The following is a 26,655-nucleotide window of genomic DNA, read 5'->3' as shown; positions in this document are numbered from 1 at the left end:
CCATAGAAAGGAGGAAATTGAATTGAAAAACAATAATAATATGATTTGTGATTTAGAAACAGGAGTATGTGGCGTTGCGGGCGAAGATGAAATGGAGGTAATCGATTTGAACCAACCAAGTAAAAAAATTGATTTATATTATGTTACCGATCCAATTTGCTCACATTGCTGGGCAATAGAACCAACACTTCGTCGTTTTATGAAGCAGTATGGACACTACTTCAACTTCAAAACCGTCATGGGTGGTTTATTAGAAAAATGGCATGGTGGTCCTGTCGATCCTGCTAACGGCATCAACGGACCCGCTGATGTTGCAGGTCACTGGAGAGAAGTAGGCGAACATTATCGAATGCCGATTGATGGTTCACTTATGATTGACAATCCAGTTCAGTCATCTTTTCCACCATCTCGTGTCCATAAAATAATTCAAAAACATCATGGTGAGGAAAAAGCATTTGAATACCTGCGTCGTGCCAGAGAAGTTCTATTTGCTTTCAATAAAAACATTGGGGAAGCGGCTGTATTAGTAGAAATCGTCAATGAAATGGGACTGGATGGTAAGGTAATTGTTAAAAAAGCTGATGAGCAAACCGGTCATGATTTATTAAACGAAGACTTCGCACTAACAAGACAACTTGGTGCTAGAGGATTCCCAACTATTATCATGGTTAATGAAGAAAATAAAGGGGTTAAGATCGTTGGCGGTCGCCCTTTCGAATATTATGTCGATGGATTAACGCAAATTCTAGGTGAAAAACCTATCCCGAAAAAACAACCAGCATTATCAGCTTTACTTGAAGAAGAAAAGCTCCTTTTTTCAAAAGAAATTGAAGTAATGTATGATGTTGAACAGTCAGATATCAACGCTTTTGTCAAAAGAGAGCTTTCGCCAAATAGTTATCAAGTGAAGGAAATTCTGGGAGAATTATATTTTACAATGACTACAAAATAAGGGAGAATGACTATGACATACGTACTGCAAGTGGATTTCAAAATGAATGGACCCTTCGGAGATGAAATGGCAGAGGCATTTTCTGATTTAGCGAAAAGCATTAATAAGGAAGATGGCTTCATTTGGAAAATCTGGACAGAAAATACTAAAACAAATGAAGCTGGTGGAATTTATATTTTCGAAACAAAAGAAACAGCAGAAAAGTATTTAGATATGCATTCCAAAAGATTAGCTGGATTTGGAATAACAGATGTAAACGCAAAAATATTTGCCATCAATACTAAACTTACTGAGATTACGAAAGGACCAGTTAAATAAATTAATCTCAAGGAAAAGAAGAAGAGTAGCTCTGTCGCTACTCTTCTTCTTTTTGAATTAAAGTACCATCCTGATCTCGTAAAAAAGCCAGTACTTTTTATTATTCAACTGAGATGAAAAGGGTCAGACCCTCACTGCATTAAAGTATTAGTGAGGTGGGGGACGACCATGTCAACCCCCTGAAAATTTACAAAATTTCAACATAGTCAGTGTATAATGGTATATAAGTCAAGAATAGATAATAATAACTAATCCCGCTGGAGAGGGTGTGTATGATGAAAAGAGAGGTTAACCATTTATTTTTTATAGATAATCTAAAAATTGTTTTAATCATGCTCGTAGTTGTTCACCATGCTGGTCAGGCATATGGCCCTGGGGGCTGGTGGTATTTCCAAGAGCAGGAAAGGATCGATTGGTTAGGTAAGTTTTTCACTGTAAATGCAGCATTTTTTATGAGCTTATTTTTCTTTTTATCTGCTTATTTTCTACCGCAGTCTATTGAAAGAAAAGGGCCCATCAGATTTTTAAAAGAAAGAGTTATTAGAATTGGTGTCCCGTTGTTATTAGGCTTTCTAGTGATGATTCCTGTTCTAATGTATTTCTATTATATTCATTTTAGAAACTATGAAACAATCTCATTTTTACCGTACTATGTCAATATATTTTTTGGAATGGGAGAAATGCCATTGGACTGGTCTGGACCTGCTTGGCCAGATATGCAATTTGGACATTTGTGGTTTTTAGAGCATTTACTCGTATATGCAGTTGTATTAGCAATCTGCACCTACTTTTCACCTCATAAATCCGTTAACCAATCTTGTGAAAATATAAAAATGAATCAGGTTTATTTATCTATTCTAGGAGTTACATTAGCAACCTTTATTATTAGAATCTGGTATCCAATCGATTATTGGACTGGTGTTTTAGGTTTTATCCAAACTGAACCTGCACACCTCCCTCAATATGTAAGCTTTTTTGCATTGGGAATCATGGCATCAAGTAGGAATTGGTTATTAACTTTGAATACAAAAATAGGTTTTATTTGGCTTGCCATCGGAATTGTATTAGTGTTGATTTTGTACTTTGGAGGGAACGCATTATACCCATTTCTCATAAAGGGTGGAGCAAATTTTGGTTCACTATCTCGTTCATTTATTGAGACATTACTCTGTTTTTCGCTTGTAATTGGGCTAGTAGTTTTGTTTAGAGAAAAATTAAATGGTGTAAATCGTTTATCTAAAACCCTATCGTCTAATGTTTTTGTCGTTTATTTTATTCATGTTCCTGTACTCGTATTTCTCCAATATATGTTTACAAATATACAAGTATCCGTATTAATGAAATTCCTCTGTACTGCATTTTTGGGTATAGTTCTTAGTTTCTTCATAAGTCACTTCGTATGGAGAAAGATTCCATACATCAAAAAACTAATGTGACCTAATTCCCGTGTATGTCACTTCCCGATATTTGTCATAATTTGTCGAAAAAGGGGAAGGGCAGGGGACAGCGTATGATGGCAAATAAGTCAAGCATGATCACACAAATTTGAGCGACCTTAAGCAACCTCCTCAAAATTCCATTTTTTTGAAAATGCTCATCTATCCCAGAACTTTATGATGGTGCCCCTCTAGAACGTGAAAGGGATCTTGCTTTATCATCATAGGATATAGCCTAGATAAACAGGGTCAGACCCCCACTGCATTAAAGTATTAGTGAGGCGGGGTACTGACCCTATCAATCTAAAGTTTTATTAAGTTTTTAGGCTAATGAAGATAAGATTTAGAGATTGCTTTTATCTTTCTATTACACTATGCTCTGAGAGTAGTTGAGAAAAGGAAGGAGCGACCCCAAGAAATAAATGGTCACAGACAGCACGCCCACCACGCTTCATCGTGCAATCTTGCCCCATGAAGGCGCAACCCCACCAATCAAATTCAGAAAGATTCATGGGCCAACAAACGTGTCCCTTCGCCTCACCTGAAACGTAAATATTACTCCTCCTTATATCCTATAAAAATTCATAAAATTCATACATTTAATTAATGCTACTTTGCTAGTATAAGGATAGAAATAATGAGAAGGGAGGATACTTAGTTATTTATCATTAGTAATTTCAATTTCCAATCTACTTTTAATAAGGAGGGATTTAAGTTGAACCGAAAATGGATCAGCGGTATATTTGCTATTTTGCTCATCATTTCATCTGTTATTCCAGTGCCAGTTGTACATGCAAAGGATAATCCTGTAGCTGATGCCAGGTCCGCGTCATCGGATAAAACGGAGCCGATTATTACAGTAGGCCCAGCTGGTAAGACGATTGTTTCGAGTGAAGAGACAACAATGATTGGACCGGGAATCGAACTGACTCACTTTGAACGGTTTGATGCGCGTGGGTGGTTAAATGGAGAAGTAATGACGGTTGACCTAGCAAATGAAGCAGTTTCTACGGATTTGCTATATCCAGGTGTTATTACAGACTCCAAGCCATTATCGGAAATGGCTAAACAATCTGGTGCAGTTGGCGGAGTAAATGGGGACTTTTTTGATATTAATAATACGAAAGCTCCGTCGGGTACGATGATTGAAGATGGTTCATTATTAAAAGGACCACAAGGATCGCATACATTAACAGCTGGTGTAAATGAACATGGAATTGGGGACATTACATCTGTTTTTTTGGAAGGCATTGTTCAGATGCCGAGTGGTGAGCGGCCGCTTGCAGCATTAAACCAGTCGAGCATTCCATCGAATGGAATTGGTGTCTATACATCGGTTTGGGGAGAAGCACAACGGGCGAATGCCGGAAGTTATATATATGAAGTAACTGTCCAAGACGGGAAAGTGGCTGCTGTTTCCAATGAAGTCGGACGAGGAGCAATTGAAGAAAATATATTTGTACTTGTTGGTCGGGAAACGGGTGCGGAACTATTAAAAGAACTTTCCGTTGGTGATGAAGTAAAGGTTTCCTACACACCGAAAATCGATGGAGATGCTTTCATGAATTTTGCCATCGGTGGAAATACGATTTTAGTAGAAAATGGACAGGTCCCTGCTAATGTAGATGACAATTTAACCGCACCAAGGACAGCGGTTGGTTTCTCAGAGGACGGGAAAACGATGATTTTAGGACTTATTGACGGCCGTCAAGTGGACAGCCGAGGAATGACGTATAAAGAAATGGGAGAATTGATGAAGGAATATGGTGCGTACCAGGCATTGAATCTGGATGGTGGCGGTTCTTCTACCATGGTTGCACGTATGCCAGGGGAAACGGATGCTAATATTGTAAATAATCCATCAGATGGAACGGAGCGGTATGTACCGAATGGAATTGGGGTTTTTGCTGAAGCAGGAAGTGGAGAGCTGACAAACTTTGCCGTTGAAACTGTGGTTAAGGGTGATAATAGCTATCGTGTTTTTCCAGGCTTAGGCAGAAGTTTTATAGGTCTTGGTCATGATGAAAATTATTTTCCTGTCAATGTAGAGGGAATAAGATGGCAGGCACTTCCAGCAGATGTTGGTTCGTTTGATGAAAATGGTGTTTTTTATGCGAAAAAGTCAGGGTCAGCAGTAGCGCAAGCACAAATTCAATCAGTAAAAGGAACAAAGGATATTACGGTACTCGGTGAGCTGGATCGATTGGAAACTTCACAATCGTATCTTGGTCTTGAAATGGGGAGAAATGGAATCTTCTCGGTTATTGGATATGATAAGGACGGCTACGCTGCACCAATTGAATCACGTGATCTGAAATTAGACTATGATGATTCGATTATTTCCCTAGAAGAAAATCACAATGGCACTTTTTCAGTAGAGCCAAAACAGGATGGGACATCTGCGCTGATTACGATCAGCGTGAAGGACAAGCGTGTTGAGCTTCCTGTATCAATAGGCATGGAAACAGTGCTGGTTTCAGACTTTGAAGAAGCAGATGAATGGAGGTTTTCTTCTGCTCGTGGTTCTGGAAGTTTAGGAACGGCAGAAGGGCAGGAAGGAAATGGATTAGAGGTCAATTATGATTTTTCATTATCAACTGGAACGAGAACAGCAAATGCTCATCCAGTTTCGACAATAATGCTGCCTGGAGAACCTAGGAAAATTGGCATGTCCGTAAAAGGAGAAGGAAAAGGAGAATGGATGTCCTTCACGTTACGCGATGCAGCTGGAACGTTTTATTATTTGTACGGTCCGTATGCAACGTGGACAGGTTGGGAATATATCGAAATGAATATTCCAGAAGGTGTGCAATATCCACTGGAATTAAGGACAATTGGCGCGATTGAAACGAGTGCAAGTAAGCAGTACACAGGCCAATTAGTTTATGATAATTTGGTGGTTGAAGTTCCGCCAAGCGTTGAAATGCCAGAAAAGGAAGTGTCTAAACCAGATCCATTGATTGTTCAAAACGATTCGATTGGAGAGAATCGCTGGAAATTTGCAATGCTAGCGGATAGCCAGTTTGTTGCAAGTTCTCCAAATAGTCGCCAAGTACAAATGGCCCGAGAGTCTTTACGTGAGATTGTCGCGGAAAACCCAGAATTTATCGTTATTAATGGTGATCTTGTGGATACAGCCTGGGTAGAGGATTTTGAATTGGCTAAACAAATATTGGAAGAAGAAGTAGGAGACATCCCAGTCTATTATATTCCTGGTAATCATGAGATACAGGGGCCGGGAACATTAGATAACTTCTTAGATGTTTTTGAAGAGAATCGCTATAGCTTTGATCATAATGGAACACGTTTTATTCTACTTGATACATCAACTGGTAGTTATCGTATTAGTGATTTTGACCAGCTGATTGAGCTTAAGCAATCCCTAAATGATGCAGCAACAGATCCGACGATTAATAATGTCGTTGTTGTTGGTCATCACCCAACGCGCGATCCACTGCCAACAAAAAATAGCCAACTCTCGGATCAGAAGGAGGCAGCGCTAATGGAAAATTGGCTAACCGAATTCCGAGAAACTTCCAATGGAAAAGGTGCTATATACATTAGCGGTCATGCACATATGGTTCACCTTGAACGTGTAGAAGGAGTTCCATATTTGATTGTTGGATCATCAGGTAAAGCTCCATACGGAACACCTGATAATGGTGGATTTTATGCTTGGACTATGTTTGGCATTGATCCAACGCCTGTTCCTGACCACGCATTTGGACCAGAAAATGGAGCAGAGCAAAGTACAGTGAGGGATTCCGATTGGATTGAAGTAGAGGTTCGTCCAATATTAGATTCGATAACGATAAATGCACCAGAAACAATTAAAGCTGGTGAAACTGACGATATTATAGCAACAGGTCATCAAGCTGGAAATCTGAATTTCCCTCTTAGCTACCCAGCGTCTGTTAATTGGGAGGGCAGTGACAATGTATTTATTGGCTCAGGTGATAAATTAGAACGTGCGAAAAAATCTAACAAATATGCTGCAGTATACAATCCATCAACAGGAGAACTTACCGCACTTACAAGTGGTGAGATTTCATTAAAAGTCATCTCGAATAAAGTAGAGGCTGTACATGGGTTGGTGATAGAGTAATTGAGGAGATTCCCCTATGACGGTTCACTGACCTCATATAAAAAGAAAACAGTTAAAGCCACTAAGATGTTATGGTAGTGGCTTTAACTGTTTTCTTTTGGTTTTTATGTGACAAAGGGTATAGTTCACTGTCCCTTCATTCCATAAAACTTCGCAGTTAAACCGCCATCAATGACAAACTCAAATCATAGGAAACTCTTGAAAAAATATAAGCAAATTTATATCAATGAATTAAGTAACCTGAATGGATGGAATAATTCGAATGGTAAATGAAAGTTATTAGTTATTAACAGGGTTAAGGAGGATAAAGGGTCAGTCGCGCACTACGTTAAATTGTTAGCGAAGCGGGAGCCATAACCCGATAACCTCAAAGATATTTCAATGCTTCTCGCTTACTAAGTGGTTTTAAGTGATGGTTTCTAACAAATGCTTTTACGTTCTCGGGGCGAGTTTTGGCATATTCACGCAATATCCATCCAATTGCCTTTTGTACAAAGAATTCATCACTAGTTGCTCTCCTTAAAATGTAGCGGAATAGCAGCTCCTCATCTGTTTCATCTTTGTATTTTAGCTGATACAATATGGCCGACCTCTGTAGCCATATATTATCATCCTCAATCCATTTATCCGCAAATGAGGGAATAAGTTCAGGCTGAATAGAAAACATATATCCCATTATATGTGGGGAAAGGACATCTATCGTATCCCACCACGACTTTTTCACAATCAAACTGGATAACCAGGACATATCATCCTTGGTTAATTTCTTTTTGGACGCCTCGAGAATATCAAGGGCTGCTTTTTGATATTCCCGTTCTGGGAGTTCCCACAGCATGAGAATGACATCTTTCAGCTCTTCTTGTTGAGGTAATCCGCTTTCTTTGATAAATTGTTTCGTTAGTTTTCGACGAATAGGGGTTCGAATACCTAAAAAGTCGAACTGGTTTCTTAAATAGTTTTTAGACCACCTAGCAAATTCAACATCCGTATGTTTTGAATAAATCGTAACAAGTTTTTGAACGTATGAATGTGTTGAATTAGTCATCATTGCTGCCACCTTCATTTAGTTACTTTGATATTAAATTATTCTGACCCTCATTGCAGATAAAATATATTTTTCTGACTGCTTTTATTGTACTACAAGAACTTAAATAAATTAGAGTTTGCTAATTTCATTGAAGAAATCAAAACGATATAATGACTAATGATACCTCCACATAAGAGAAATTATTTTCTGGCATATAGAAACTTTTAGCGGTGGATAAACGTATAAAAATTAGCAAAGAAAACAACAGCCATTCGATTGAAGTTGCAAATGATCCATATACATGATTGAAGGAGGTATCGTATGAAACAACTTTATATAAAGCAGAAGGTATTCAGTTTAAGTGATAAGTTTACCGTAAAAGATCAGCAGGAGAAGGATGTTTATTTTGTTGAGGGGACTTTTATGCAGGTTCCAAAGACTTTTTTCATTAGAAATCATGCAAGTGATGAAGTTGCACGTATTACAAAAAAGGTGTTCAGCTTTCATCCAAAGTTTTCGGTTCAGGTAGATGGTCAAGAGGTGTTAACGATTAAGAAGGAGTTTTCGTTCTTTAAAGCACGTTATACGATAGATTCGGCGGGTATTGAAGTACATGGCAACTGGTGGGATATGAACTTTGAGGTGTACCAGCATGGGGAAGTCGTCGGCAAGGTGAGCAAGGAATGGTTCACTTGGGGTGATAGCTATAAGGTTCAAGTGCTGAACGAAGAGATGGAGACGCTCGTTATTGCGCTCGTCGTCGCGATTGATTGTGTGAAGGCAGATCAAGCAGCCGCTTCCTCCGTGGTGACGCCTTAAAGTGGCATGGGGCAGGCACCTTGTCCATTCGTTTTAAGTTCAAACTACGGTATGATAAACCTGTCCCCGTGGATCTATTCTCGATGGTTCCCATGTTTAAAACCCGGGTCTTTTTTTCTTTATTAAATATATGTTTAAATAAAAAACTCTCCTATAATTTAGGAGAGTTCGATTAGTTATTAAATTTTAATTATAATTTTCCACTTTTACTTTTTCGCATATCAATGATTACAGCAATTAATAAAATGATTAGTTATTCTTAACCGTAAGAAACAGTTAATCCACCATCAATTACGACTTCGGCACCAGTGATATAAGATGATTCATCTGAAGCAAGGAATAAGACTAGATTTGATATTTCTTTTGGCTCTGCTATACGTTTTAAAGGAATTTTTTCAGTCATTTCAGCAATGACTGCTTTTGTATCCTCTTGCTCTGTAATTGCTGTTCTAATAACACCAGGGAAAATAGCATTTGCTCTAATATTATGTTTACCAAAGTCTAATACTGCACTCTTTGTAAGTCCTCTAACAGCAAATTTTGACGAAGTGTATGCTGCTAAATTCTCAAGACTAAATTGTCCTGCAAGTGAGGAAACATTAACAATTGAACCGGACTCACCTTTCTTCATGGAAGGGAATACATACTTCATACCTAAAAGAACACTATCTGAATTAATTTTCATGATTCTTTCGTATGTTTTGTAATCAATATCCTGAACAGAATCGTAGTTAGTTATACCTGCATTGTTAACTAAAATGTTAATAGGACCAAATACTTCTTCTGTTTTAGCAATTAAATTCTTCCAATCTTCTTCGCTTGATACATCAATCTTTACAAATGCAGCATTTTCACCTAATTGATCTGCAAATTTTTCTCCAGCTTCAGCATTAAAATCAGCAACAATTACTTTTGCTCCCTCTTTAATGAACAATTCTGCATGTGATGCTCCCATTCCACCTGCTGCACCTGTAATAATAGCAACTTTACCATCTAATCTACCCATAATTTATTCTCCTTTATCTCCTATAATTGAAATGTATTTTTATATAAAAATAACAGATATTTCACATTTTATTCACAATTATACTGTATTATCGATAATTATGTAAAATAATCTGCTTGTCTAGAATTGTGTTAGAATATATAAAAAATCGATTTTATAGAAATATATTCGTTGAGGAGAAAAATAAATGACTAAAGAGCATGTAATTGATAAACCATTACCTATTCAAGTTGCAGAATTGCTGCTCTATCGGATTTTTTCAGGAGAGTTGGTACAAGGTCAGCGTCTAATAGAATCAGAGATCGCTAAAGAACTTCAAGTAAGCCATGCACCTGTCAGGGAGGCTTTTTATATTTTACAGAAAGATAATATACTGGAACGACTGCCCAGACGAGGGGTTACTGTTAGAACCATTAGTGATGATGAGCTGAATGACTATATAGAAATCTTAGTAATTCTCTTAAGAAAAGCCGTAAAGGATTGTGAAAATCAGTGGAATGCTGATGTGCATGATGAATTCGAAAAACGTGTAAATATATTGAGGGAACATCATAAAGAAATGAATATTATTGACTATATTGCAAGTACAGAGGACTTTCTGAAATTATTTTTTGAAGTCTCTAAAAACACTGCAGCTGTTCGTTTTTATTCTCAAATTGCGATGATAACCAAGGTAGCTGCACAAACAAAATGGACTCCTGAAATAATCAATAATTATCATAAATTACTAAGTAAATTCATTAAAGCGATCGAAGAATTGAATTTTTCACTAGCAATTGAAGAAATAACTGAGACAACATTTTCATCTTTTTTGCCGAATAACGAGAATTAGAAATTATTTTCAGTTTTATTCATTAGAACTGCGCGTCCCTTGACCCATTTGTTTTTAGTTTAAACTACGGTACGATAAACCTGTCCCCGTGGACCTATTAGCTTAATCTTCTCTAATTTGGGCATAATCGAGGATATCACTAAGTGTCACGAACATGGCGCTTAGAATATAAATTTATGTGAGGGATTTTTAATGAAGAAGCAATTAATGGAAATGTTAGAAGCCCGCAAAGATGAAATGGTTGAAATTCGCCGGTATTTACATGAGAACCCGGAGCTTTCATTTAAAGAGGAAAAAACCGCTCAATACATTGCTGATTTTTACCAAGGAAAAGATGTTGAAATACTTCGGAATGTAGGGAACGGACACGGGATAATCGTAACGATAAAAGGTGGAAAGCCCGGAAAAACGATTGCTCTTCGTGCTGATTTCGATGCACTGCCAATTTTGGAAGAAATAGATGTCCCATTTAAATCGAAAAATGAAGGTGTCATGCATGCTTGTGGTCACGATGCCCATACTGCCTATTTACTTGTTCTGGCCGATTGTCTGATCCAATTAAAGGACTCGATTCCAGGAACGATTAAAATTATTCATCAGCATGCAGAGGAAGCACCTCCTGGAGGAGCGAAAAGTATTGTTGAATCTGATGTGCTGGAGGATGTAGACAATATATATGGGATTCATATTTTCCCCACTCATCCAGCAGGTTTTGTCGGCTACCGAAGCGGTTATTCGTTGGCGGGTAGGTCATTTTTTAAATTAATCGTCCAGGGTACAGGAGGACATGGTTCTTCTCCGCATTTGTCCAATGATGCAATTGTTGCTGCTTCCCATTTTGTAACAGCGGTACAAACCGTGATCAGTCGCCGGATTAATCCGTTTGAGATGGGTGTGGTTACAATCGGCTCATTCGATGGGAAAGGAACGTTCAATGTGATTAAAGATAGTGTAGCGCTTGAAGGGGACGTTCGCTATATGACGGTGAAAACACAGCAAATCATCGAAAAAGAAATATATCGAATTGTAAAAGGAATTGAGGCGGAATTCGGAGTAGAATGCACGCTTGAATATACGGCTGATTATCCACCGCTATATAATGATCCGGAAGTAACAACAAATGTTGTCACAAGTCTGGAAAACATGAATGACCCGGATATTAAAGAGGTTGGCGAATATCCGATGCTCTCTGGGTCGGAAGATTTTGCTTACTATCTTGAAAAAATCCCTGGTTCTTTCTTTTTCATTGGCTGTAAACCAAAAGGGGTTGAGGATGCCTATTTCAATCATCATCCGAAATTTGATATTGATGAAGATTGTCTTCTTGTTGCAGCCAAATCGGTTGGACAAGTCGTCTGCAGCTATTATGGGTTGGAGTAGGACCTGAAATTAGTGCCTGTCATCACCCGGATTTTGTTGGATTCATTAACATTATTCGGGGAGTGGCTGGGCATTTTTCTTTTTCTCAGGCTTATATTTTTGGAATAAAGGGTCAGTAGTCCACCATGTTAAAGCGATAGTGAAGTGGGGGATTGGCCCATATAATACAAAGATAGTCTTATGCGTTTTTCCCTCTCAAAACACCTATATATCGACAATGCGATTCTTAAGAACCATACCTTTAGACCCCTTTTTATTAAAAGCCCAATTCGTTCTTCCGATTTATTGTATTCCACATTATACTTATTAAAGATACTAAATTTTTTATCAATTGCTAATTAGATGTATTGGAGGCTAGATTGTGAAATGTTGGAAACATTTGATCTTATTCCTACTAATTATTCTACTAGGAGGCTGCCAAGTGGACAATGTAGATCAAACGAAGAAGCCATCAGAAATGAGCCCGGACGAATTGCCAGGAGTAAGAGCATTCGAGGATGAATTTACGCGCGGATTCCTGCAATCGACGGAAGAAACAAGACCTGGTTATTATCCTTTTTTATCAGGGACTGGGAAGTATGAGATGGATTTTCCAGCTGGAGGAGTTGTTGGCGATAAGGGTTATTCAAAAGAAGGTGAAAGGTTCGAAAGCTTTATAATAGGCGTTGATAAATCACTAATTGAGTCTTCTATTGACATGAAATACATGCCTGATAAACAAGGGTACGAAAATGTAGTTCTAGATATGTTGAGTACAAGTATGGATAAAGATTTGGAATTTGAAAAAGCAGAATTAGCAGACAGGGAATTATATTTCGCTCCATTTAAATTAGAAAACGGCGACTTTGGATATGTAGCGTTTATACAGAACACCGTGGATATAGGTGGAATCCATATATTTTATCTATCTGGCTGTACCACAGAAGAAGAAAATTGCTCTGAGATTATAGAAGAGGAAGAGTCAACGATTATGAATTGGCTAAAAACAATTGAATTCATTAACGAAAGCGAATGAGAAAAATGTCAGAAAAAATTGTTGTAAGTGAGGAATTTCGTCCTAGGCTTATTGATTTAGAGTATAAAAACTTATCAAAAGGAGAAATCATTTATTTTTCATGATTATATAACGATAGGCCCATGTACTACATAAATTGATTTTACAAAGATAATCTTATGGGTTTAATTTTACAAACCCCTCTCAAATCACCTATATATCTACAATGCAATTCTTAACAACCATGCCTTTAGAACCTATTTTATTTAAAGCCCAATTCGTTCTTTCGATTTATTGTATTCCACATTTTACTTATTAAAGGTACTAAATTTTTTATCAATTGCTAATTGGATGTATTGGAGGCTGGATTGTGAAATATTGGAAACATTTGATTTTATTCATACTAATTATTCTACTAGGAGGCTGCCAAGTGGACAATGAAGAAATATCGAAGAAGCCGTCAGAAATGAGCCCGGAGGAATTGCCAGGCGTAAGAGCATTCGAGGATGAATTTACGCGTGGGTTTTTACAGTCGACGGAAGAAACAAGACCTGGTTATTATCTTTTTTTGTCAGGGACGGGAAAGTATGAAATGGATTTCCCAGCTGGAGGAGTTGTTGGAGAAAATAGTTATGCCCTAAAAGAGGAAGATTATGAAGGAATATCAATTGGAGTTGATAATTATAATGGAACAGGATCTTATATCAAACTTAATTATGATTCATTAGATGAAACGGGGCGAGAAGATACTATCTTAGATATGATTAATCATCAATTTAATGGGGAACTTGAATTTGATAAATTCACTTTCGGAAATAGCATCTTATATCTTTCTTATTTTGAAGATGATGAAACATATTATGGTTATGCAGGCTTTTTACAAAATGAAGTAGAGAATGGTGGAATAGAAATTATATATGAAACGGAGTGTTTTGCTGGTAAAGAAGAATGTGAAGGAATAAAAGCTGAAAGTAAAGATATGATGAAACAACAGATTGAGTCGATTCAATTTACTTTACAATCAGATGAAAGCGAATGAGCCTTTTATGAGTGAAAATCTAATATCTACTAATGAAATAAGATTGCGTCTGGTTGATTTGGGATGTAAGAGTCTCACGGAACAAGAATTTAAAAGTAAAGAAAAGAAAATGTACATCGAAGAATACGGATACTTCACTTGTCTATATATTCATTAGAACAAAAAAAATATTTTACAAAGAAAGTCTATGCAATAATATTGTAAACACCTCAAAAAAACTTATATTTCTTCCGTATAAATCTTAAGAACCATGTCTTAAGACTCCTTTTTGTTAAAAGCCCAATTCGTTCTTCCGATTTTTTGTTTTCCACATTATACTTATTAAAGATACTAAATTTTTTATTAATTGCTAATTGGATGTATTGGAGGCTGGATTGTGAAATATTGGAAACAATTGATTTTATTCCTACTAATTATTCTACTAGGAGGCTGCCAAGTGGACAATGAAGATCAAACGAAGAAGCCATCAGAAATGAACCCGGATGAATTGCCAGGCGTAAGAGCATTCGAGGATGAATTTACGCGTCAATTCTTACAGTCGACGGAAGAAACAAGACCTGGTTATTATCCTTTTTTATCCGGAACGGGGAAGTATGAAATGGATTTTCCTAAGGATGGAGCAGTAGGTGAGCAAGGCTATGCATTAAAAGACAAAGATTATGAAGGTATATTTATTGGAGTAGATGCTGGTGAGATTCACAGTGCAATTCGATTAAACTATTATTCAACAGATGGAAAAGGACGGGAAGATTTGAAATTAGACATGATTAATGATCGAGTAAATCAGGAACTTGAATATGATAAATTTACTTCGGAAAATAGCACCTTATATCTCTCCTATTTTGAAACTGAAATGTACTATGGGTATGCAGGCTTTTTGCAAAATGAAACAGAGAATGGCGGAATAGAAATTATATATCAGTCGGAATGTGTTGCTAGCAAGGAGAAGTGTGAGACCATAAAAGCTGAAAGTATAGATGTGATGAGAGAACAGATTGTATCAATACAATTCATTACAAAATCAAGTGAAAGAGAATGAGTAATTTATGAATGAAAATCTTATATCTACCAATGAAATGAGATTACGTTTGGTTGATTTGGAATATAAGGGTCTCAATGAAGAAGATTTTAAAAGAAGTATAAAACAAATTTATATAGAGGAATATGGAACGCAAATGAATGCGAATATAGTAATATTCCAATCCTCTACTTTTAGTAAAATCCCGGATATAAAAGATTCTGGATATGATGGGACAGCAGTTCACTTTTATTCTGAAAAAGAAGGTATTAATGAACTCTATGTTATTTCTCAAGGAACTCAGGATATGAAGGATTGGGAATATAATATTAAGGCCATGTTTGCTGGTTTAGACTACGCTCAAGCCAGAGCTACTAACTTATTTACAGTAGAAGTGAAAAATCGCATAAAAACAAAAAGTGAATTAAGTGTTATTGGTCTTTCTCACTCTTTAGCCCATAACAATAATACAACAGCACATCTACTTCATGACACTTTTGATAAGGTTTATAGTGTTAACGGTGCTCAAACAAATTATTATCAACTTTATTATGCGGATACAGATTTTGCAGAGGAACTAAATAAAAGGTTTACCATACCTACCTATGATCAGAATGCCATCTACAACCTAGACCCCACACAACTCCAAGCATTCGCAACAGACTACTACGCAGACAAAGCAGACAACATACATCAAATCATTTCACTTGACGATCCACTCTATGCCGTTAGTGGAGCGCGTGGATTTTTTACACTCGGTGAGGTGGAATATATAGATACAAATCCAGATTATCCCGGTCTTCGTGAAATTATGGACGATATTCCGGACTATGTTGTTCAGGATTTCCAAGGGTTAGCCATTCAATACACGCTAGCCTCCAAGGAAGGTGGGGTAAATGCCGCGATTTACGATATTTTAGGCGCGGACATGAACCTTTTCAGTGAAATTGATGGTAGATGGAGCATGGCTAAATCATACTTCACGAAACAGTCTGAGTGGGATACGATGATTAGGAATTTAAATGATAACATCCCAGCATTAGTGTCCAATATCCAAACGATTACAAGCAATGCAGATGTTATTTTCGGGCGTTTTCAGGAAGCAGGATATATTACAGGTAAGCAAAAACAATTGCTTGTCACGGAAATAACCAAGATTGAGAATGAACTGCTGGGGATACAAAAAACGATAGAAAGCAATGTAGGAATTCGAGATATGGGTGACTTTTATGCCCAATTAGGTGGAGATGTTGGATCTATACTGAAAATTATAAGACATATGGATGCCATTCAAGAAAGTCTAGAAACATTAAACCAAGAAGAGTTTCTCGAAATCCTCCACAGGATAGCGGAAAGTCACAGTATCCAGGAAATATTAGAATCCATATCTGCAGGGAATAAATCATACATAGGGACAGATATGGTGCTGACGGCAAGTAAAGGCAAAAAAGAAATTAAAGTCAATATGTCTGCTGCCCTTCGAATGTACCAAAAAGGCACAGGAGTACTACAAGAAAAGGAATTCGAAATAGAGAAATTTAGCAAGGCAATTGAAATGGAAATCATGGATGCTTATAAGGATGAAAGAAGAAAAGTCATCCAGAAAATAAATGATATGGAAGGAAACCCACGCTTGTATCATAATCTACTTGCCAAGCATGGACTGTATCCAACTTTCACGAAAAGAATTACAAGTATTCGGGTACACGAGGTGCTTTATCCACTCGAGCAAGCAGATCTCGATCAAGAATTGCATAGATTAAGAGAGACGGTAGAAAAAGCACGATTACAAATAGAAAATTATCGCAATGCAATTGAATCCTTGTTTGAAGAGGATGAGCGTATAGGTAAACAGTTTGATTTAATAAGGGGTTTATAAGGTGGGGGAGACACATACAATAACGGTTATGGAAAAACTGCTTCCATATGAAGATTTTTCTTATAAAAAAGATTTGTTACGAAAATACGCAGATCATATTGGAAAGTGTGACAAAGACTTTTTCTCGCTCGTAAATAATATTTTCGTTGATGAAGGGGAAAAGGGAGAAATAGTGGATGAGATGATTTTAAAAACGAAACAATTAGAGGTTTGGAATACGAACCTACTGATGGATGTTAATTTTAGAATTGGTCAAGTAGTTAATAGATTCAATGACCAAGTAGATGGAATGAAAGAACAGCAAATAACAATAACTTATGAAAATACTTTGCTATTTGAGTAACAGGAATAAAGGGTCAGTCCCCACCACACTAAAGCGATAGCAATGTGGGGGACTGACCGGACTGACCCTATCAATCAAGGTTTTGATTCTTGAAATTCATCGCAATTACTTTATCCGAATAAAAAGATGTTAATTGTTCGCTCATAACACTTGTAGAGAAAATAAAATCCTTTTTAATCCAATACTTTATGACACCAACTGTAGCGTGGACTTGAAAGCTAAGAAAGATATCATACTTTGTTTCCTGAGCGTCAGTTTCTCGTTCAATATAAATTTCTTTACTAAATAAATTCCATAAAAATAGCTCGAGCCGTTTATATATATCTGGATTGTCCTCTATAATATCTAGAGCTTTAAACAACTTTTTATGCTTTTCGATATGCTCAAATACGAGCTTATTAGAAGGAATAACCCCATTTAAAAATACCTTACCCTTATTTCTATATGGTTTTTTAATAGACTGATGTATGCCTTCGATAGCATCTTGGTATACCTCTTCCAAAAGATCGATTTTATCTTGGTAATGGATATAGAAAGTCCCTCTATTAAAATCAGCTCGATCAGTAATCTCGCTAATTGTGATAGAATGCACATCATTATATTCTAAAATGAGATCTATAAAAGCATTTTTTAGTAACTTCTTTGTTGATTGTTTCTTTCTCATTTGTCGATTTGGATTATTCAACATAAATCATCCTCTTGTCCCGATTATCAAGCCTTATAATAAACAAACCTAATCACTTTGTTGAGCATTCAACATATTCATTATACCTGCTTATTGAGTGTTAAGTCGAGAAACTCTATCATATGAATGAAAGCGCTCTTAAAAAATTTAACTTCTTTAAAATGCGGAAGGGACATATAGGAGGAATAATAATGGGACTATTAGATGGAAAAGTAGCGATTATTACTGGCGGGGCGAAAGGTATGGGGGAATTTCATACGAGAAAGCTTGCTGAAGAAGGTGCAAAAGTTGTAATCGGAGATCTTGATGCAGAAAATGGAGAAAAAGTAGCAAGTGACATCGGGGAAGATAAGGCTATTTTTGTAGAGTTAGATGTTACAAATCCTAGTAGTTGGGACACGGTAGTACAAAAGACTAAAGATACATTTGGCACTATTGATATTTTAGTGAATAATGCAGGACTTGCAGGTGCGATAACTGGACTTTTAGAAATAGAAGAAGGCTTGTATAAAAAAATAATCGATATTAATCAGAACGGAATATTTTACGGCATGAGAGCAGTCTTACCTACAATGGTTGAAAACAATAAAGGGTCTATTATAAATATTTCTTCACTTGCTGGATTGAGACATGATATTACAGTTAATCCAGCTTATACTGCTTCAAAATTTGCAGTCAGGGGTCTTACAAAACAAGCAGCATATGAATTTGCTGATAAAAATATTAGAATCAATGCTGTTCTTCCAGGAGCAATACTCACGCCAATGGCTGAAGCTACACTAACTAAAGAACAGATTGATGACGTGTCTCAAAATCTGCTTCCAATGAAACGTTTTGCAGATCCAAAAGAAGTTTCCGAAGTAGTTGCATTTTTAGCATCTGATAAAGCTAGTTATGTAAGTGGAGCAGACTATGTAGTTGATGGAGGAAGAGCTACTATCAATAAATAATTAACATTATGAATTCGAAAAAAGTGTAAATAAGACTTGCTTGGATTAAAGATGTCTTAAAAGAAAGAGTATATCTTTCTAAACGAATTAGAACTAGTTTTCTAGGAGGAAATAGAATGGCTAGATTAGATGGTAAAGTAGCAATCATTACAGGTGCTGCAGGTGGAATGGGTTTAACGATGGCCCAGACGTTTGCTGAAGAAGGAGCAAAGGTTGTAGCGGCAGACATACAATTTGAACTTCTACAAGAAGGAGTAAATGAAATTAATGCCAAGGGCGGGGATGCACTTGCTTTAAAGCTAGATGTGTCTTCTCCTGATGAATGGAAAAGTACTATTGATGAGACTGTTAAAAAACACGGTAAGATCGATGTGTTAGTAAATAATGCTGCTATTCAGATAGGAAAAAGTGTTAAGGAAGCAACACTAGAAGAATGGAATAAAGTTTTGGCAATAAACGCAACTAGTGTTTTTCTAGGTATGCAAACGGTTATTCCTAAAATGCAGGAAAACGGTAAGGGATCAATCATTAACATGTCATCAATCGGAGCCATTGTTGGTGGTGCTCCTGATGGGTATGATGTAGCCTACAGTGCTTCTAAAGGTGCTGTTCGGTCGATGACAAAGCATGCTGCAAAAGTACTGGCAAAAGATAATATTCGTGTGAACTCTGTACATCCAGGTGTAATTAGTACTCCGATGGTAGAAAGCTCGTTGAAAGATAATCCTGAATTGAGAGAAACAATAGAAGCCAATTTCCCGCTTCCACCGCATCTAGGTGATCCTAAAGACCTTGCATATATGGTGTTGTTTTTAGCATCTGATGAGTCTAGGTTTGCTACAGGAAGTGAATTTGTAGTAGATGGAGGAGCTACCTCAACAAAATGATTAATTACTAAGCTATTAATCATTTGATTTTTAAAAGCCTGTTTTGGGTTTTCTCGTTTACGTAAGATTAACATTCCAATAAATACATGCGGATAAGGAAAAAGAATTTCTCCTTTCCCGCATGTATTTGGTTTAAAGACAGGAGATTGATCTACTAAAAACCTGCCCTGCTAGAATAATAGTATTTAATACATTGCATAAAATCGTCTGAATAGGCCCCTGTTAGATGTAAGCTAAATCTTCTTCTATGCATTTAGTCATTGAATCTTAATCCAACAAAATTATATTTAGGAGGAAAAAATAATGAGATTTGGAATTATAGGTGCAGGACCAATAGGCAGAACTATCTCTAAAAAATTAGTTAAAAATGGACATGATGTTAAAATTGCAGATGCTCGAGAAATTGAACGTTTAGAAGGAAAAGAGATTGCTGGAACACCTGTGCGTGTAGAAGATGTAATAACAAATATTGATGTCCTTATAATATCTATCCCTCTTCATGTAATGCCAAGCATTCGCAACATAGTTGAGAAAGCTGGGGAGGAAATAATCGTTGTAGACACTTCCAATTATTATCCTTTTAGAGATAATAAAATTGAAGAAATTGAGAATGGAATGGTTGAAAGCGTTTGGGTTTCAAATCAATTAGGTAGACCTATCATTAAAGCCTTCAGCAATCTATTAGCTTATACTTTAGAAAATAAAGGAACCCTCGAAGGGACTAGCGGTCGCATTGCCATGACAATTGCTGGCAATGACCTATCGCAAAAACATATAATCATAGACCTAGTAAATGAGCTAGGCTTCGATGCAGTGGATAGTGGCTCTTTAACCGATTCTTGGAGACAACAGCCAGGAACTCCTGCATATTGCACAGAACTAACAAAAGAAGAACTAACTAACGCATTGAAAAAGGCAGATAAAGAAAAAGCCCCACTCCTACGGGACAAGGTAATAGAGAAGTTTTCAGCTGGATTGTCACATAAAGATATTGTGAATCTAAACAGAGAAACCTATAATTCATAATTAGGAATTCCATATTGATTATTGATTTGGTATTTAATTTTAAATCACTATAGAAGACATAGGAGACATAGGGGAATTTAGAATCAAAAATATTTAGATGTAGTTAACAACTTTTCATCACCGTGAAAAGTTGTACTCTTGTTACACTAGACCACCCCATTAATTGAACAAACCACTTAGAAATACGTTGCATAAACATACCTCGTTATACAATCTCTTTATATTTAATTAACATATCTCTCTAAGCATACTGCCCGAACCTTTCAAAAATTATATGCCATATACACCAAATAAAAAATCCCTAAATTGTTAAAAGTAACCAATTTAGGGATTCAATTTTAAACAAAAGGAAAGGTGCTTTTTATAATGTTTTGGTTTCGTATGCTCTTACTGATAATATAAAATTTTAAAACCGCACCTTCTTAAAAATTATTTATTCAAATTCACCGATTGTGAATTCGGTACTCATATAACAGTTTTATCATACTCTTATAAAAAGAGAACAATAAGAGGAGGTTAAGATAGTTGAAAGCCGTTAAAGTTAAATTACAACCCATTTTAAGTAATATTAATTTACCCACAGTCTTGACATCGACCATACTTCCGGGCGATTCCATGGAAACATTATTTATGGCAACCCAAGTAGGAGAAATATTTTACATAGGAAACCGGGATATAAAGGTATTTTTAGATATTCGCTCTTCGATAATAAAACTAGGTGCTGATGGTGGTGGATATGATGAACGGGGATTGTTAGGACTGGCATTTCATCCGGAATTTTATGATAACGGTTTGTTCTATCTTCATTATTCGGTGGCTGGAACACAAGGACCAGGGGCTCTTCCTAAAGCCTTTCATCCTGACCCGTGTGATCCGAATACGTTAAATTTAAAGTGGGTAAACAGAGAATCGTTATATGATCACATTGATACCGTTGAAGAATGGGGGTTACAGGTTAATGGTATGCCTCAAAAACGACGTACATTACTTAACTTAAGAAGACCATTTTCCAATCATAATGGTGTCAATAGTTTAAACTTCTCGCCTGAAACAGGAAAACTTGTGCTAACAACTGGAGACGGTGGATCAGGCTATGATCCATTTAATTTAAGTCAGGATAATATGGAAATAGCCGGTAAAATTATTGAAATCGATGTGAGCAAGAATACATTGATCAACAACCCACCCGTTGTTACGCGTTTTTATGATCTTCCCGCAACGATTCAGGATACACTTACCGTAATGGCCAAAGGAGTTCGCAACATACCGGGGATTTCGTTTCGACGGGTTGATAATCGGTACATGAAATATACAGGGAATGTCGGACAGGACTTGGTAGAGTCAATCTTTTCATTCGGAAGTTATCAACCAATACCGGTTACCGAGCTTCAGGGTTCTGAAACTCACCAGGAAGGTTTGGTTAACTTTGGTTGGCGAGGATGGGAAGGTGCTTTTCCTACGTCGATTCTAGAAGGCTGCATTCATACGTCCATAGATAAGAAAACAATTGCTTATTATGATGAAGCAGTAGCCCTTTCAGCGAGTCGTCTTCAGCCTTTAACTAGTTATTTTCATCAAGATAAAAGACCCGATAAGTTTGAAGGAACTGCACTTACAGGAGTGCAACCCTATATGGGAACTGCAATTCCAAGTTTAACAGGAAGTGTTGTATTTACCGATATCGCAAGGAAAGAATCTCAATCTCCGGTTAGAGGTGCTTTAGCCTATACGAGAGTGAAATCAGACGGTAAACAAAATGATTTTGGTGTGATCCAAACCGATTATGATTTTGGGTCACAATCTGCTTATTATGTTAGTCTGGGAACGAATCTGAATCAAAGTCGGCTATTTTTAGGGGTTTACAACTCTATGCTAGTGACTGATTTTAACCAGGGTACCATTTTTGAGATAGTTTGATGAACTAGAGAGAATTACTAAACGACCATCATTATTTTTATCCTTTTAAAAATGATTAAAGCAACCTCAACCCATAACCAGCTATAAAGGAAAGCAAATAAAGCAATACCACCAGTTGTTAGAAGAGAAAAGGAATCAGAGGCGACTGGGCTTAAAACTGGAAAGCGGAAAATATATAGTAGAATCATAATCCCGAGCATTAAAACGATTGCGCCAGAAGCAGTCATACTTATTCTCTTTCTAAAAATGGAAAAAGCTGCGCCTATGCCAAGTCCTAACAATCCTGTAGTAAAGGGAAATATAATTAGTTCAGTTGGCTGTAAGATGAATAACAGCATAATGGTCAGAAAATAGGTCTTTACTCCAAATCGAATAGAAAACATGGAGCATAACAGGATAGGTGCAGTGGCAAGCGGACTTATAAAATATCCTATACCTGGCAGAAGACCGCCTGCAGCCTGGAGAATGGCAGCAATACAGGCAAAAATAGACACGATAAGGAGCTTCCTTACTTTTTTATAGTTACTGAATATTTTTTGAGACAAATGAACCTCATCCGAAATAGATTTTAAAAAATACAACTTTCCACCTCATTTTTAATAATATATGTTCCATACATTATATTTCTATTAATCAATGGTGGAACTTATGATTGTCCACGTAATCAGGTTCCTGTCTCCCACTGCTTTAATACTGTAAAGCGTTGGGGACGGGCAGCTTCGGATATTGTTCCAAGATCTTGCAAAAGAGGGTATAAGAGTCAATTCCGTTCATCCTGGTCTTATCACGACACTAATGTCTCAAAATGCGCTTGATGATGAAGGAAGGAAGCAAATGGAATCTACTATTCCTTTAGGTTTCTCTGGAGAACCAATTGATATTGCTTATCCAGTTTTATTTTTAGCTTCAGATGAATCTCGCTTTATGACTGGGTCGGAATTGGTTGTTGATGGCGGAACGATAGCACAATGATAGAAAAAACGCTTGAAACCAAGCGTTTTTTTGTTTGTATAGACATATTGATTAAGCAAATATTAGATTCGCTTTTACAAATATTCAAGAAAAAATATACGTATCGGTAACAGTTGAAGATTAAAAGGGTCCGTCCCCCACCATGTTAAAGACATAGCGATGGGGACGGACCACATAACTCTTAAGCGTGTATTATTATATTATTTTTCCAAATTCGCCACAAGTCTTCCAGTTACTTCGTGTCGCTCGAGCTTTAGTAATCCTTCATATATTTCATCAAATGTAATTTCAGAAATCGTTGGTTCGATATCACCAGAAGCCATCAATTTGTATACTTCGGCTATATCGTGCACGTCACCGCCAACACTACCTTTTAATGTTGCAGCTTTTAGAATAAGAGGGTCGGTATTAATCGTTGCTTCTAATTTACCCATACCCACTAAAACAACCGTGCCTCCAGGTGCAATGACATCGATTGCGCCAGCAGTTGTTGTGCCAAATCCAGCATAGTCAACAATTAAATCTGGTGCGATATCTGCTAATTCACGAACATCCTCAAAGACTTCCTTGACACCGAGTTCTTTTGCTAGTTCACGTGCTTTTGGACTAACATCTACGGCATATATTTCGATACCTCTAACAACTGCTGCACGGGCAGCAATCTGACCGAGTCCACCGATTCCAATAACGCCAACTTTCATCCCAGGCTTAGCTTGACCAGTTTGGAACATGGCGTGATAGGAAGTCATACCAGCATCTGTACCTGCTGCAGCTTGTGCGAAGGAGATTTCGTCTGGCATTGGTACTAAATCTACAGCCGGCGCGGAAACAAGATCAGAATATCCGCCATCATAACCGTAACCTGGCCCCATGCCTACTTTACTTACTGGACAAACACCAACACGGTCCCCAACTTTATAATCTGTCACACCTGGACCAACTTCTTTAATGACTCCAGCAACTTCATGTCCCATAATAATAGGCGTATGTTCAATGATGTCGAGCCATTTCTTATCGCGTAATGCACCTACATCCGAGTGACATAACCCTGCTGCTTTTACTTCAATGACGACGCGTCCTTCTGTTGCTATTGGATCTGGTTTTTCCACCAGTTTTAGTGGTTCGTTTGTAGTTGTAAATTCCCAGCCTTTCATATCTTATCCCTCTTTTCTAAAAATTTTATAACCTATACGATTAGTCTATCGAACTGTCAATGTCTATGTCAAAGCATCCGCTTACAATCTAGCGAAAATAGTTTCATTATTTTCTTTAAATACGAGCAACATGATGAACGTCGCTCGTAATCATAATGTATGAAAATCTTCTTTTAAAATAGCTCGTTCTATTTACGCTACAGGAATATAGGGTCAGCCCCCACCATGTGAAGCGATAGCGAAGTTTTGGGCTGACCGCATAACCCAAGTAAAAACAACCTATTTATTATAAAGAATTAAATCGTATCTTTTCCACCATCAACAATGTAAGTTTGTCCAGTCACATAAGAGGCTTCATCTGATGCTAAGAAACAAGCGACATTTGCAAGTTCAGAAGGTTCACCAATTCTTCCCATCGGAATGGCTTCGGAGTATACGTTTAACATATCTTCGTCTACATCTTTTAAAATACCAGTATTAACGACACCAGGAGAGATTCCGTTGACACGAATGTTATCACGAGCATAATCGTGACCAGCTTGACGCGTTAACATGAGAACGGCACCTTTGGAAGTAACATATGCTGGTGATCCTGGAGTAGCATGTTTAGATGAAATAGAAACGGTATTTACGATTGAACCGCCACCGTTTTGTTTCATATAAGGAACCGCATGTTTTATACCAAAGAACGGACCATTGATATTGATGCTGATTACTTTATTCCATTGCTCTTCTGTATATTCATCGATATTGGCATAAGCTCCAATAATACCTGCATTGTTACATAAGATATCGAGTTTCCCAAACGTATTTACTGCTGTATCAATCAAATTTTTTACGTCTGCTTCTTTTGAGACATCCACTTTTACAGCCTTTACATTGTCACCAAACGTTTTTTCAAGATCAAATATATTGTCTGTTATATCCCCAACAACAACTTTTGCGCCTTCTTTAACAAATTTCTCTACGATTCCATAACCGATACCAGAGGCAGCTCCAGTTACTACAGCGATTTTGTTTTCTAGTTTCATAAAAGATTCCTCCTCTTAATTATGTTTCAAATACCCCACGACTCCAATCTAACATCTATTGGGAAAAGTTAGATAAACAAAAATACTTCAAATGAAGCTTTAACAACAGTTATACTAAGATTGTTGAGTATTTTTCTAATAGGAGCTGGACATATGGAAATTAAAATCGATCGAAGAGTTAAAAAGACGAAACTTTCTTTGATAAATGCTTATATTGATTTAATTGAACAGTACTCGGAACATGAAATTACCGTATCCATGATTGCGCAATATGCAGATTTGAATCGAGCTACCTTTTACGCCCACTATTCCAATAAGGAAGAGTTTCTGGAAGAGGCTTTGTGTGATGTGTTAGAGGGGTTACGAGAAGCCATATTAACCCCATTTGAAAATAAAGATAGAATTAATGTAAATTCTTTAGCACCTACAACCGTTCAAATATTTGATTATATCGAAAAGAATAAGCGGATGTTTTATGCATTGTATACGAGTCGTTCCGATTTTAAAAAGCATATCGAGGAGTTATTTTTCGATATTTTTTCAAAAGATATTGTTATTGAGGTGAAGTCCACTGTGAGTAAGATAGATTATGACATGTTCCTGCATTATCAGTCGAATGCAACCTTGGGATTAATTTTTTATTGGATTCAAGGTAGATTTCAATATTCTGCGGAGTTTATGATGGAACAGCTTACTGTTCTTTCTAATGCTCAGGTAGTGGATTTGAAGAGGGTATAGAATACGAGATTACTTTTTTATATAAATCATTGGATAATTGTCTTACAAATCTGTAAATGCTTTAATTTGTTTGGGAATAGAGGGTCCATAACCAATAAATCTCTCCTTCTGATATTAATTCGAAAAACAAAAGAAATGATTTAGGAT

Annotated in this window: 24 protein-coding genes; 18 read left to right on the top strand and 6 right to left on the bottom strand. The window is 36.9% G+C overall.

Translation table 11 applies throughout. The features are described from left to right. The first annotated feature begins 40 nt into the window (after positions 1-40). The 4 genes from MN204_RS09375 to MN204_RS09360 all read left to right on the top strand — a co-directional run bounded on the left by MN204_RS09375 (position 41) and on the right by MN204_RS09360 (position 6,811). Positions 41-952, top strand: coding sequence for a DsbA family protein (locus tag MN204_RS09375; RefSeq protein ID WP_249870862.1), 912 nt, complete (start codon positions 41-43; stop codon positions 950-952). 12 nt (positions 953-964) lie between these two features. Beyond that, positions 965-1,270 (top strand): monooxygenase, encoded by a 306-nt coding sequence (locus MN204_RS09370; RefSeq protein WP_249870820.1) that lies wholly within the window; start codon positions 965-967, stop codon positions 1,268-1,270. Between the two features lie 272 nt (positions 1,271-1,542). Beyond that, entirely contained in the window at positions 1,543-2,706 is a 1,164-nt protein-coding gene (locus MN204_RS09365; RefSeq protein ID WP_249870819.1) for an acyltransferase family protein, read from the top strand. Positions 2,707-3,421: 715 nt separating this feature from the next. Beyond that, a complete protein-coding gene (locus tag MN204_RS09360; RefSeq protein ID WP_249870818.1) occupies positions 3,422-6,811 on the top strand; it encodes a phosphodiester glycosidase family protein in 3,390 nt (1,129 codons plus the stop codon). Positions 6,812-7,178: 367 nt separating this feature from the next. Here MN204_RS09360 and MN204_RS09355 read toward each other — a convergent pair whose 3' ends face one another. Further along, a complete protein-coding gene (locus MN204_RS09355) occupies positions 7,179-7,856 on the bottom strand; it encodes a DNA alkylation repair protein (protein WP_249870817.1) in 678 nt (225 codons plus the stop codon). A 303-nt stretch (positions 7,857-8,159) separates the two neighbouring features. Between MN204_RS09355 and MN204_RS09350 the strand changes: the two genes are divergently transcribed. Further along, entirely contained in the window at positions 8,160-8,657 is a 498-nt protein-coding gene (locus tag MN204_RS09350; RefSeq protein WP_249870816.1) for an LURP-one-related/scramblase family protein, read from the top strand. Between the two features lie 259 nt (positions 8,658-8,916). Here the strand turns inward: MN204_RS09350 and MN204_RS09345 are convergent, their stop codons facing one another. After that, positions 8,917-9,663 carry an SDR family NAD(P)-dependent oxidoreductase gene (locus MN204_RS09345; RefSeq protein WP_249870815.1) on the bottom strand — a complete coding sequence of 249 codons (747 nt, stop codon included), beginning with the start codon at positions 9,661-9,663 and terminating at the stop codon, positions 8,917-8,919. 187 nt (positions 9,664-9,850) lie between these two features. On the opposite strand from MN204_RS09345, the gene MN204_RS09340 reads away from it, so the two are divergent. The 7 genes from MN204_RS09340 (at position 9,851) to MN204_RS09310 (ending at position 17,148) form a co-directional block, all read left to right on the top strand. After that, a complete protein-coding gene (locus MN204_RS09340; RefSeq protein ID WP_249870814.1) occupies positions 9,851-10,495 on the top strand; it encodes a GntR family transcriptional regulator in 645 nt (214 codons plus the stop codon). Positions 10,496-10,687: 192 nt separating this feature from the next. Then, positions 10,688-11,875, top strand: coding sequence for an amidohydrolase (locus MN204_RS09335; RefSeq protein WP_249870813.1), 1,188 nt, complete (start codon positions 10,688-10,690; stop codon positions 11,873-11,875). A 421-nt stretch (positions 11,876-12,296) separates the two neighbouring features. Further along, complete coding sequence (locus MN204_RS09330) at positions 12,297-12,890, top strand: YvcA-related protein (protein WP_249870812.1); 594 nt, start codon at positions 12,297-12,299, stop codon at positions 12,888-12,890. Positions 12,891-13,299: 409 nt separating this feature from the next. Continuing rightward, positions 13,300-13,908, top strand: coding sequence for a YvcA-related protein (locus MN204_RS09325; RefSeq protein WP_249870811.1), 609 nt, complete (start codon positions 13,300-13,302; stop codon positions 13,906-13,908). Between the two features lie 376 nt (positions 13,909-14,284). Then, positions 14,285-14,947 (top strand): YvcA-related protein, encoded by a 663-nt coding sequence (locus tag MN204_RS09320; RefSeq protein WP_249870810.1) that lies wholly within the window; start codon positions 14,285-14,287, stop codon positions 14,945-14,947. 7 nt (positions 14,948-14,954) lie between these two features. Further along, positions 14,955-16,805 carry a DUF6792 domain-containing protein gene (locus MN204_RS09315; protein WP_249870809.1) on the top strand — a complete coding sequence of 617 codons (1,851 nt, stop codon included), beginning with the start codon at positions 14,955-14,957 and terminating at the stop codon, positions 16,803-16,805. Position 16,806: 1 nt separating this feature from the next. Then, positions 16,807-17,148, top strand: coding sequence for a hypothetical protein (locus MN204_RS09310; protein ID WP_249870808.1), 342 nt, complete (start codon positions 16,807-16,809; stop codon positions 17,146-17,148). A gap of 70 nt (positions 17,149-17,218) precedes the next feature. Here MN204_RS09310 and MN204_RS09305 read toward each other — a convergent pair whose 3' ends face one another. Beyond that, positions 17,219-17,836: a TetR/AcrR family transcriptional regulator gene (locus MN204_RS09305; protein ID WP_249870807.1), complete on the bottom strand. Its 618-nt coding sequence runs from the start codon at positions 17,834-17,836 to the stop codon at positions 17,219-17,221. Positions 17,837-18,024: 188 nt separating this feature from the next. Here MN204_RS09305 and MN204_RS09300 point away from each other — a divergent pair, with 188 nt between their 5' ends. From MN204_RS09300 to MN204_RS09285, 4 genes are all read left to right on the top strand, one after another. Beyond that, positions 18,025-18,783: an SDR family NAD(P)-dependent oxidoreductase gene (locus MN204_RS09300; protein WP_249870806.1), complete on the top strand. Its 759-nt coding sequence runs from the start codon at positions 18,025-18,027 to the stop codon at positions 18,781-18,783. A 116-nt stretch (positions 18,784-18,899) separates the two neighbouring features. Next, positions 18,900-19,670 carry an SDR family NAD(P)-dependent oxidoreductase gene (locus MN204_RS09295; RefSeq protein ID WP_249870805.1) on the top strand — a complete coding sequence of 257 codons (771 nt, stop codon included), beginning with the start codon at positions 18,900-18,902 and terminating at the stop codon, positions 19,668-19,670. Between the two features lie 303 nt (positions 19,671-19,973). Further along, positions 19,974-20,696 (top strand): NADPH-dependent F420 reductase, encoded by a 723-nt coding sequence (locus MN204_RS09290; protein WP_249870804.1) that lies wholly within the window; start codon positions 19,974-19,976, stop codon positions 20,694-20,696. Between the two features lie 525 nt (positions 20,697-21,221). Next, on the top strand, positions 21,222-22,613 hold the full coding sequence (locus MN204_RS09285; RefSeq protein ID WP_249870803.1) for a PQQ-dependent sugar dehydrogenase: 1,392 nt from the start codon (positions 21,222-21,224) through the stop codon (positions 22,611-22,613). Positions 22,614-22,630: 17 nt separating this feature from the next. Here the strand turns inward: MN204_RS09285 and MN204_RS09280 are convergent, their stop codons facing one another. Beyond that, positions 22,631-23,194 carry a hypothetical protein gene (locus MN204_RS09280; protein ID WP_249870802.1) on the bottom strand — a complete coding sequence of 188 codons (564 nt, stop codon included), beginning with the start codon at positions 23,192-23,194 and terminating at the stop codon, positions 22,631-22,633. 145 nt (positions 23,195-23,339) lie between these two features. On the opposite strand from MN204_RS09280, the gene MN204_RS09275 reads away from it, so the two are divergent. Next, a complete protein-coding gene (locus MN204_RS09275; RefSeq protein WP_249870801.1) occupies positions 23,340-23,585 on the top strand; it encodes an SDR family oxidoreductase in 246 nt (81 codons plus the stop codon). A 200-nt stretch (positions 23,586-23,785) separates the two neighbouring features. Here MN204_RS09275 and MN204_RS09270 read toward each other — a convergent pair whose 3' ends face one another. After that, positions 23,786-24,739 (bottom strand): zinc-binding dehydrogenase, encoded by a 954-nt coding sequence (locus tag MN204_RS09270; protein ID WP_249870800.1) that lies wholly within the window; start codon positions 24,737-24,739, stop codon positions 23,786-23,788. Positions 24,740-25,035: 296 nt separating this feature from the next. Further along, positions 25,036-25,770 carry an SDR family NAD(P)-dependent oxidoreductase gene (locus MN204_RS09265; protein ID WP_249870799.1) on the bottom strand — a complete coding sequence of 245 codons (735 nt, stop codon included), beginning with the start codon at positions 25,768-25,770 and terminating at the stop codon, positions 25,036-25,038. A gap of 153 nt (positions 25,771-25,923) precedes the next feature. Here MN204_RS09265 and MN204_RS09260 point away from each other — a divergent pair, with 153 nt between their 5' ends. Continuing rightward, positions 25,924-26,508, top strand: a complete 585-nt coding sequence (locus MN204_RS09260; protein WP_249870798.1) for a TetR/AcrR family transcriptional regulator — start codon at positions 25,924-25,926, stop codon at positions 26,506-26,508. The last annotated feature ends 147 nt before the right edge of the window (positions 26,509-26,655 follow it).

The organism is Oceanobacillus saliphilus, assembly GCF_023522835.1.
Lineage (GTDB): Bacteria > Bacillota > Bacilli > Bacillales > Amphibacillaceae > Oceanobacillus > Oceanobacillus saliphilus.
The sequence above is the reverse complement of the archived record's forward strand: the minus strand, read 5'-3'. Positions and strand labels throughout refer to the sequence as shown.